The sequence below is a fragment of the Exiguobacterium sp. SH5S13 genome (genome assembly GCF_004337085.1).
GTDB lineage: Bacteria > Bacillota > Bacilli > Exiguobacteriales > Exiguobacteriaceae > Exiguobacterium > Exiguobacterium aurantiacum_A.
Genome location: NZ_SJUS01000022.1, coordinates 46,812 through 56,199, shown reverse-complemented (window position 1 = coordinate 56,199; position 9,388 = coordinate 46,812). Strand labels below are relative to the sequence as shown.

11 protein-coding genes and 2 riboswitches are annotated in these 9,388 nt (G+C 54.7%); of the genes, 5 read left to right on the top strand and 6 right to left on the bottom strand.

Going from position 1 to position 9,388, the window contains the following annotated elements:
• Positions 1-355 precede the first annotated feature (355 nt).
• Positions 356-1,390, bottom strand: coding sequence for an S-methyl-5-thioribose-1-phosphate isomerase (gene mtnA / locus EVJ30_RS11615; protein ID WP_131458852.1), 1,035 nt, complete (start codon positions 1,388-1,390; stop codon positions 356-358).
• A complete protein-coding gene (gene mtnK / locus EVJ30_RS11610; RefSeq protein ID WP_131458851.1) occupies positions 1,387-2,541 on the bottom strand; it encodes an S-methyl-5-thioribose kinase in 1,155 nt (384 codons plus the stop codon). Before mtnK ends, mtnA begins: the two co-directional genes overlap by 4 nt.
• An 81-nt stretch (positions 2,542-2,622) precedes the next feature.
• Positions 2,623-2,725, bottom strand: a riboswitch (SAM riboswitch).
• A gap of 205 nt (positions 2,726-2,930) precedes the next feature.
• A riboswitch (SAM riboswitch) is annotated at positions 2,931-3,033 on the top strand.
• 71 nt (positions 3,034-3,104) lie between these two features.
• Between mtnK and EVJ30_RS11605 the strand changes: the two genes are divergently transcribed.
• From EVJ30_RS11605 to EVJ30_RS11590, 4 genes are read left to right on the top strand one after another with little or no spacing between them, the layout of a single operon-like run.
• A complete protein-coding gene (locus EVJ30_RS11605; RefSeq protein WP_131458850.1) occupies positions 3,105-4,259 on the top strand; it encodes a 2,3-diketo-5-methylthiopentyl-1-phosphate enolase in 1,155 nt (384 codons plus the stop codon).
• Entirely contained in the window at positions 4,256-4,906 is a 651-nt protein-coding gene (locus EVJ30_RS11600) for a 2-hydroxy-3-keto-5-methylthiopentenyl-1-phosphate phosphatase (RefSeq protein ID WP_131458849.1), read from the top strand. The genes EVJ30_RS11605 and EVJ30_RS11600 overlap by 4 nt, the downstream gene beginning before the upstream one ends.
• Positions 4,903-5,520, top strand: a complete 618-nt coding sequence (locus tag EVJ30_RS11595) for a methylthioribulose 1-phosphate dehydratase (protein ID WP_131458848.1) — start codon at positions 4,903-4,905, stop codon at positions 5,518-5,520. Before EVJ30_RS11600 ends, EVJ30_RS11595 begins: the two co-directional genes overlap by 4 nt.
• A 13-nt stretch (positions 5,521-5,533) precedes the next feature.
• Positions 5,534-6,067: a cupin domain-containing protein gene (locus tag EVJ30_RS11590; protein ID WP_131458847.1), complete on the top strand. Its 534-nt coding sequence runs from the start codon at positions 5,534-5,536 to the stop codon at positions 6,065-6,067.
• Between the two features lie 42 nt (positions 6,068-6,109).
• On the opposite strand, the gene EVJ30_RS11585 is transcribed toward EVJ30_RS11590, so the two are convergent.
• Positions 6,110-6,940: a TerC family protein gene (locus EVJ30_RS11585; protein WP_131458846.1), complete on the bottom strand. Its 831-nt coding sequence runs from the start codon at positions 6,938-6,940 to the stop codon at positions 6,110-6,112.
• A 254-nt stretch (positions 6,941-7,194) separates the two neighbouring features.
• On the opposite strand from EVJ30_RS11585, the gene folE2 reads away from it, so the two are divergent.
• Positions 7,195-8,103: a GTP cyclohydrolase FolE2 gene (gene folE2 / locus EVJ30_RS11580; protein ID WP_016508342.1), complete on the top strand. Its 909-nt coding sequence runs from the start codon at positions 7,195-7,197 to the stop codon at positions 8,101-8,103.
• A 38-nt stretch (positions 8,104-8,141) separates the two neighbouring features.
• Here folE2 and EVJ30_RS15185 read toward each other — a convergent pair whose 3' ends face one another.
• From EVJ30_RS15185 to EVJ30_RS11570, 3 genes are read right to left on the bottom strand one after another with little or no spacing between them, the layout of a single operon-like run.
• Positions 8,142-8,309 (bottom strand): hypothetical protein, encoded by a 168-nt coding sequence (locus EVJ30_RS15185; RefSeq protein ID WP_161567604.1) that lies wholly within the window; start codon positions 8,307-8,309, stop codon positions 8,142-8,144.
• Positions 8,306-8,605, bottom strand: a complete 300-nt coding sequence (locus tag EVJ30_RS11575) for a rhodanese-like domain-containing protein (protein WP_016508292.1) — start codon at positions 8,603-8,605, stop codon at positions 8,306-8,308. Before EVJ30_RS11575 ends, EVJ30_RS15185 begins: the two co-directional genes overlap by 4 nt.
• Before the next feature lie 35 nt (positions 8,606-8,640).
• A complete protein-coding gene (locus EVJ30_RS11570; RefSeq protein ID WP_131469196.1) occupies positions 8,641-9,360 on the bottom strand; it encodes a DUF2711 family protein in 720 nt (239 codons plus the stop codon).
• Between the last annotated feature and the right edge of the window lie 28 nt (positions 9,361-9,388).

Sequence of the window (9,388 nt, the reverse complement as noted above, 5' to 3'; positions counted from 1 at the left end):
TGGCATCATCGGGATCGCCTCCAGGATGTGTAGTTATAGCCAGTTTAGTCCGAAACGGCAAGGACGTACAGCGTCGCCCCGAGGGCACGCCGACTCCCGGGGGAACAGCGGGCAAGGCGAGACCCAGCAGCGACATCGTCGCGATGCGGCTCGCTGACCGCCCCCAGGAAAGCGGCGTGCCGGACAGGGCGGCTCGAAGGGCAATGAAAGCAGATGAAGTTTTTCAGTGCCCTCGGATAGATTCTGAGGGCTTTTCTGCTGCCCGGTGCCTTTGTCGACTAAGTAAATCTGGCCATTCCCGTCTCATACCAAGACGGTCACACTTCATCGTTCGGGCAAGCACGGAGCTGCTGTTTCACACGTGAATCGTTCCCCCTACATGGTGTGTGATGTCCGTCTCCGTCGGTTCGAACACGCCCGCTTCGGTGATGAGTCCGGTGATCAGTTCAGGCGGTGTGACGTCAAACGCCGGGTTAAAGACGGTGATCCCGACCGGCGCCGTCGGTTGTCCGCCGATATGGGTCACTTCTAGCGCGCTCCGCTCCTCGATTTGAATCACATCGTCCGCCGTTAAATCAAACGTCGAGTGCGGGGCCGCGACGTAAAACGGGATCCCGTAATGTTTAGCCAGGACGGCGAGCTGGAGCGTGCCGATCTTATTGGCGACGTGACCCGTCCGTGTGATGCGGTCAGCGCCGACGATGATGGCGTCGACTCCTTTCGCCTGAATCGTCCAAGCGGCCATATTGTCGGTGATGAGCGTGACGTCGATGTCGGCCCGGTCGAGCTCCCAGACGGTCAGGCGTGCCCCTTGGAGGAGCGGCCGCGTCTCACAAGCGAAGACGTTAAACGCGATACCTCGCTCTTTCCCGACGTAAAACGGCGCGAGCGCAGTCCCGTAACGCGACGTCGCGATCGCCCCGGCGTTACAGATCGTCAAGACGTTCCCCCCTGCCGGCAGCACCGTGAGCGCATGCTCCCCGATGGCCCGATACGTGTCGACGTCTCGCTCGAACAGCGCGATGGCCCGATGTTTGATGTCAGTCGCGATTCTTTCAAAGTCGTCTCCGACGTTGAATCCGAGAAGCGACTCGATCACGTTTTGCAGATTGACCGCCGTCGGACGGGTCGCGATCAATCGACGGCCGACGAGGTCGAGCCGGCGTGTGAAGTCCGGGTCATCCTGGAGGCGGACCGCTTCTTTCGCGAGCACGAATGCGCCGAAATAGGCGATGGCCGGCGCGCCTCGGACTTGTAACGTCTCGATGGCGTGCTCCGCCTGTTCGAGCGTCGCGATCGTCACGTACCGCTCTTCATGGGGCAGTAACGTTTGGTCTAAAATGACGAGCTCGTCCCGGTTCGGGTCGAAGCGAATGTTTTGGACTGTCATACGCGTACCCCCGCTAACAGCGTCACTAAATCATCGATCGAACGGATATCGTGGCGCTGTTTAATGAGCGTCGTGCCGAGCGTGAGCGCTTCCCGTTTCCGCTCGAGCCGGACCGTTTCCGGTAACGTCTCGAGGTCAGCGACTCCGGCGAGGCCGATGGCGCGGCGAATCAGTTCGCATCCGGCATAGCCGATCGTGTCGCTAAAGATGGTTTGAAGTAGCTCATCGACGAATCCGTCCGTGTTGAACGGTTCGACCGCCGTCTCAAACTTCGTCCGGAACGTCTTCTCAAACGTCTCCCATACCGTCAATACGTCCGTGAACCGTTCGAACCGTTTGAGTGGGTCATGGAACGTCGATAGCGTCAAATGGGCGACGATTTGCCCGATGTCAAAGCCGAACGGTCCGTAAAAAGCGAACTCTGGATCGATGACTTTCGTCTCTTGTTGCGTCGCGAAGATACTGCCTGTATGTAAGTCTCCGTGCAAGAGCGCGTCGTGTTTCGTGACGAAACCGACTTTCAGTTTCGTGACCTCCACTTTCAATTTCTGGTCACGCCAAAGCGCTTCGACGTCCTGACGGAGCGCGGTTTCGATGTTGTTCGATTCGGCATCTTTGTACGGATCGGTGAAGATCAGTTTTTCAGTGATGTCGCACAGTTCCGGGTTGTAGTAATCCCGTTCTTTCCGCTTCTTCTCAATCGGGCCGGCCGTATAGTCTGACGTCTCAAACAACGTCTGTCCTAAAAACTCACCGATGTGACGGGCGAGTTCAGGATACGTTTTCCCTTCCAAATAGCCCGTCCGGACGATATCAAAGTCGGACAAGTCCTCTAAAATCGTGTAGGCGAGCGTCCGGTCACTGCCGAGAACGACCGGGACGAAACGCGGGACGACGCTAGCGAATTCGCGCAACGCGAGCTGCTCGATCCACGCCCGTTCAAGTGTGAGCGGCCAACTCTCTCCGACGACTTTCGCATACGGTAGCGCCTGCTTGACGATGAGGCTCGTTTCGCCTTGACGGATGCGGAAGACGAGGTTCAAGTTGCCGTCCCCGATCTCCTCGCAATGCGCGATGCCCCCATCTTCGAGTAACCCTAACGTTCTGACGTGCTCGACGACTGTCTGTTCTGTAAATGGTTGATAAGCCATGTCTGTTTCCCCTTTCGGTATATTCCCCACAAAAAAAGCCCCTTTCTCCGCGAGAAAGAGGCACAGCCGTAACGGTTGTTCCTCTCATCTGTCAGACGTATGTCTGGTGGATGTAGCACCGTGCCTACTGGTCGGTTGCTGCGGCGTCATCGGGCCAATTCCCTCTGCCAACTCGCGATAAGAGTGTCATATTCGATTGTGTGAACTTGTTGTGATGAATGTTACTTACTCGAGCACCAAGTTGTCAACGTCAATTTTCGGACCCGGTGTTGTCTTTTCCCGGGCATATATAGAAACAATGAATTCAACTATTTTTTCTCAAAAAAAGGAATTGACGAACCGGATATTGTGTGACAAAATTCAATTAAATTTCACAACTTCAAAATACATTCTTATCAAGAGCAGACGGAGGGGACAAGCCCGATGATGTCGCAGCAACCGACCCGATTGGGCACGGTGCTAATTCTTGCAGCGTAAGCTGAGAGATAAGAGTTCATTTTTTTATGATGACCTCTTGCCTCGGCATGGGGTCATTTTTTGTTTGACCGGAAGGAGGAACGAACATGAGTATTACTGCCACATATGAAATCAGCCGGACGAACCGCGTCGCGACTGTCGCCGAGAAAATCGCCCTTGAACTGACCGTCGGCACATGGACGGAACTGCCCCACCTAGAGCAAGAACAATTAAAGGCGTATCGGGGCGAGGTCGTCTCAACGACGCACACGGAAACGACGAGTCGCTTCACAATCCGTTATCCGCTCCATAACGTCACGCCCGACTTCTCATCCATCTTGACGACGACGTTCGGGAAATTATCGCTCGATGACTCGGTACGCTTGATCGACTTGACGTTACCCGAAACGCTTGCGTCTGAATTCCCCGGAGCAAAGTTCGGTGTTCAAGGCGTTCGTGAGTTGCTCGACGTCCATGATCGCCCGCTCGTCATGAGCATCTTTAAAGGGATCATCGGCCGTGATTTACGCTTCTTAGAACAGCAACTTCGAGACCAGCTCGCCGGCGGCATCGACATCGTCAAAGATGATGAAATCCTATACGATAATCCGCTCACTCCGTCGCTTGAACGAGCTAAAATCGGGGCGGCCGTCATCCAAGAACAGTTCGAAACGACCGGGAAACGTTCGCTCTATGCCATCACGCTCAGCGGTCCGGTGTTCGGGCTACGTGACCAAGCGCTCCGCTTGATCGAGGCGGGCGCGACGGCACTGTTGTTCAACGTCTATACATACGGGCTCGACACACTCCGCGAACTCGCGAGCGATCCAACAATTAACGTCCCGATTTTGGCGCATCCGGCGTTCGCCGGCGCCTTGACCGGCTCGATCAGCCACTCGCTCTTGCTCGGGAAATTGTTCCGCCTCGCGGGGGCCGACTTGACGCTGTTCCCGTCCCCATACGGTTCACTCGCGACACCGTCCGATGAGGCGTTCGCGATTCGGGATAGCAGTGCTCGGCCGCACTGGGCGAAGCCGATTCTACCGGTCCCGTCGGCCGGCATCCATCCGGGGCTCGTCCCGGACATCATCCGTGATTTCGGCACAGACGTCGTCATCAACGCCGGCGGCGGCATCCACGGTCACCCAGACGGCGCGGCTGCCGGGGCCCGGGCGTTCCGACAAGCGATTGAGCAAGTAGTGGGCGTGGCGAGCCAGACGAACGAGCTCGAGGCCGCGCTAAAGGCGTGGTCAAAACAATGACGATTCACATCTTGTGTGACTTCGACGGGACGATCACGGCCGAGGACAACATCATCGCTTTGATGCGGGCGTTCGCACCGCCCGAATGGCACGCGCTCAAAGACGACGTGCTCGCTCAAGACATCTCGATCCGCTCCGGGGTCGGACAGATGTTCCAGCTGTTGCCGAGCGCTGACGCTTCGGCGTACCGTGACTACTTGCTGGACCGCATCACCTTGCGCCAAGGTTTCTCGACGTTTTTGGCAGAAGTCCGGCAACAAGTTTGGAAGTTCGACGTCGTCAGCGGCGGCATGGACTTTTTCGTGTACCCGATCTTGCAAGACCACGTCGCGCCGGACCACATCTACTGTAACGTCGCCGACTTCTCGGGCGAGACGGTACGCGTCGACTGGCCCTACGCCTGTGACGCGCATTGCACGAATGATTGTGGTTGCTGCAAACCGACAATCGCCCGGACGATCGTCGATCCCGTTGATCGCTTGATCGTCATCGGTGACTCGGTGACCGACTTCGAGATCGCCAAACGGGCCGATTTCGTCTACGCCCGTGGGCAACTCATCACGCTCTGTGAAGCAGAAGGCATCGCCTACGCCCCGTTCGAGACGTTCGACGACATCACCCATCACATGAAGGAGGTGCACGTATGAGCGTGACCGCACGTTGGCTTGAACTCGCCGACATTAAAGACGAACTCGCCGCGCGCGACTGGTTCCCCGGAACGAGTGGCAATTTGGCGATTCGTGTCTCCGACGACCCGCTGACCTTCCTCGTCACGGCGAGCGGACGCGATAAACGAAAACGGACCGCGGACGATTTCGTCCTCGTCGACGCGGCCGGCAGGTTACTTGGCGAACAAACTGGCAAACCGTCCGCTGAGACGTTGCTACACGTCGAGGTGTTCAACAAGACTGCGGCGACGTGTTCACTCCATGTGCACACGGTCGACAACAACGTCATCTCCGAGCTCCATGCCGTGAACGGTGAGGTCGTCTTCACGGGGCAAGAGATCATCAAGGCACTCGGGTATTGGGAAGAGGACGCGGTCGTCCGGGTCCCGATCATCGACAATCATGCCGACATCCCGACGCTCGCGGCCGCCTTCGCGCCTCACGTCCATTCAAGCGCCGGTGCCGTCCTCATCCGTAATCACGGCATCACGGTCTGGGGCGAGACGCCGGCTGCGGCGAAACGTTATTTAGAAGCATACGAATTTTTGTTCAGCTACACGTTAAAACTACGCGCCTTAGGCGTCCATTCATAAGGAGGAACTATCTATGGCAACTGTCTATTTCCAACAAACCGAAGAACGTCTCGTCGACCAATCTGAAGTGAACGTATTTTTAGAATCGCGCGGTATTCTGTATGAGCAGTGGGACATCGCTAAACTTCCGGTCGCGCTTCAAGAAAACTACGAACTGACGGACGACGACAAGCAAGCCATCCTCGCAACGTTCCGTGACGAGATTCAAGACGTGTCGGAGCGCCGCGGCTATCAAACGGCCGACGTCATCTCGCTGTCTGACGCGACACCGAACTTGGACGAACTGCTCGTCAACTTCCAAAAGGAACACCATCATACGGACGACGAGGTCCGCTTCATCGTCAGCGGGCACGGCATCTTCGCCATCGACGACGCCGAACGTGGCTACTTCAACATCGAACTCAATCCCGGCGATTTGATTTCGGTCCCGGTGAACACGCGCCACTACTTCACGCTCCAAGACGACCGCCAAGTCGTCGCCGTCCGCATCTTCGTGACGACAGAAGGCTGGGTGCCGATCTACGAGAAGCAAGACGTGACTGCCTAACAAAAAATCCTGCCTTCCGCATACGCGAAAGACAGGATTTTTTTAATGCTTGACCGCTGTCGGTTTGGAAGAGAACCAACCCCAAACAGCAATCCCGACCATGACCGACCAGAAGAACAGTGTCCAACCTAACGAGTGGACAAAACCGTCTGGAAGACCCATGAACGCGAACGGTGTACCGGCAATCAGTTCCTTGAAGCCAGGGTGTTCGAGGACGAGTACCGTCAACTTCACACCGACCCAGCCGACGATGAGGAAGGCGGCCGTCTCAAGTGTCGGACGTTGATGCAGCAGCTTCACGAAGACGCGGGCCGCGAATCGCATCAAGATGACCCCGATGAGTCCACCCGTCAAGACGACGAAGAATTGACCTGAGTCGATTCCACCGATCTCTCCAAGACCGAGCGGCGGCAAGCTGACTGCGAGTGCGACCGCTGCCAAGATCGAGTCGACCGCGAAAGCGATGTCGGCGAACTCGACTTTTACGACCGTCCACCAAAACTCTTTTTTCGTGACCGGCTTCTCGGTAATTGCCGTCTCTTCTTTCGCCTCAGCGGCGAGGTCTTGTCTTGGATCCATCTTGCGCGCCTTGTACGTCATATATAGATGTCGCGCGCTCATCCCGATCAAGTAAAGGGCACCGAGTGCTTGGACTTGCCAGACGTTGATTAAGAACGAGATTAAGAATAATGCGATGAAGCGGAAGACGAACGCTCCTAATAAACCGTAGAATAGCGCTTTCTTCTGTTCTGTCCGCGGCAAGTGCTTGACCATGACGGCCAACACGAGCGCGTTGTCTGCAGATAGTAGCCCTTCAAGACCGACGAGTACGACGATGATCCAGGCGTACTGCAGGATTAACTGCCAATCCATTTAAAAACATCCCCTTTTTTTGTGTGTTCTTTCATATTTAACAGTGATCTATTTTTAAGTTCACAGGAACATTTTATTTCTGTGCGTAAATTAAATCAATCTTCTTTCGTTCAATGTCTGAAGTTTTTTCCGCAGAACAGGTTCAAAGCATGTTCGCGAAGCAAAATGATACCCAGTTTGTATCCATTTCGTGATAAAATCCTAACAAGAACGAGTGGCGGTCATTTGCCCTCTTAAAAAAGGAGAATCCGATTATGTCTACAAGCCATGTCGCTTTACCTACTAAAGCAGAACGACATAAACTATTCGGCTCGGTCCCGCCGGTCAAAGGTACGAAACCGACAGAAAAAGATAAAATGGTCGATCTTCAAAATACACCTAAGAACTTCTTGTTCGCACTCGACAGCGTCGGGATCTCGAACGTCAAACATCCCGTCAACATCGAAACGCCAGACGGCATCCAAGCGACGGTCGCAACGTTTGAATTAACGACATCACTCGTCCAAGATCGTAAAGGCATCAACATGTCACGCTTGACGGAACAGCTCGACGCGTACCATACGCAAGGCTGGACGTTATCAAACCGCTCGCTCATCGAGTTCGCCCAAGAACTCGCCGAGCGTATGGAACAAACGGAAGGTCAATTGACGGTCCGCTACCCATGGTTCTTCAGCCGGAAAGCACCGGCGACGGGCCTCAGCGGTCTTATGAACGCTGACGTCATGCACAACGTGACATACAACCTCGAGACAGGTATGGCGAGCGTGACGGTCGGTCTCGTCATCAACGTGACGACGCTATGCCCATGTTCAAAAGAGATCAGCGAATACAGCGCCCATAACCAGCGCGGCTACATCACAATCGAAGCCGGTCTTGACGAAGCGTCGCTCGACGGCTTCGACTGGAGACTCGCATTGCTCGATGCGGCGGAGTCGAACGCATCGGCACCACTTCACCCGGTCTTAAAACGTCCGGATGAGAAACGGGCTACAGAAATCGCTTACGAAAACCCGCGTTTCGTCGAAGATATGGTCCGCTTGATTGCAGCCGACTTGTACGAGATGAAACAAGTCGTCAACTTCTTCGTCGAATGCCGAAACGAAGAGTCGATCCACCAGCACGACGCCATCGCGTCAATCACGTTCGATAAACGTGACAACTAAAAACGAGTGAAGCCAGATACTTGGCTTCACTCGTTTTTTTATACACTTTGTATGAGGCGGATCGTCAACAAAAGGACAATCAGGACGATCCACACCGCCCAGATGGTGCGCCATCTGTTCCAGTCGAGACGCTTCACGAACGCGTATACCGTCAAATAGAGGACGATCAAGAGCGGAATGACGACCCACGGATTGTCGAGCATCACGCTTCGACGTCACCGTCCCAAGCGAGCATGCCGCCCTCGACGTTGACGACTTTGAACCCTTCCGATTCCAAATAGTCGCACGCCGTCTGGCTGCGTCCGCCCGAGCGGCAGATGACGTGATAGACGTTGTCTTGCGCGAGCTTCTCGGTCACGCCCGGGAATTCAGACAGCGGATAGAGCGGCACGTTCGGGATATGGCCCGCGTCGTACTCGTCTTGTTCGCGTACGTCGATGATGTGGAGCGACTCCCCGTTCTCAAGCTTTTCACGTAATTCGGTTGCATGGATGCTTTGCATGCTGTTTCCCCCTTAAATTGTTATCCCCTACTAGTTTACCTCAGTTTCGTGTCGGACAAACTCCAATTGATGATCGTCTCGTCATCGCAGTAGAAACCTTTCAGACCACAACGTTCGACCATGTCACTTACCCAAGACTGACTGCCGCAAAATAAAGTGAAGTGGCTATCCCATGGCGGTACGATGAGCCAATCATGCTGATAGCCGAAAAACGTGCGATGATTCATGTGCCATGTATCGGCTGCAAGAACTTCTCGAATATTGATAAGATGGCGCTCCGTACAAAATTCGTCGCCGCTCCATATCCATTCTTCTCCCGTCTCCAGAAGCGCCCTTAATACCCGATTCTTTAAGAAATCAGACAGCTCGCCTTCGCCAGGTGGGAGCAAATTCTCGCGCTCGCAAAATTCAATGATTCGATTTGCGCCTTCTTTATCTTCGGCATGCGGTTTCAACGCCCCAATCATCGTTCGGAGTGCGTGATCGATACGTTTGACGTCTTCAAAACCAAGTTGGCGTCGCATGTCTTCCCATGCGACGGCATGAAAATGCTGTTCCACTTCGTTTTTGTTCATCTCGACATATCGGTCAATTGCGGTAGGATCTTCTATCGGTCCGAGAAACGGATGGTACGCGACGAACACTTCTTCAAACACGCCCTCATAGTAAGTTTTAATCGGAAAATCATCTCCACCGCCGAACATGGCGTAGCGATGTCCTTCCGGTAAAGTGATGGCTCCCTCAATCTCCTCCATGTGACCGCCTCCTTTTCCAATAGTTTAC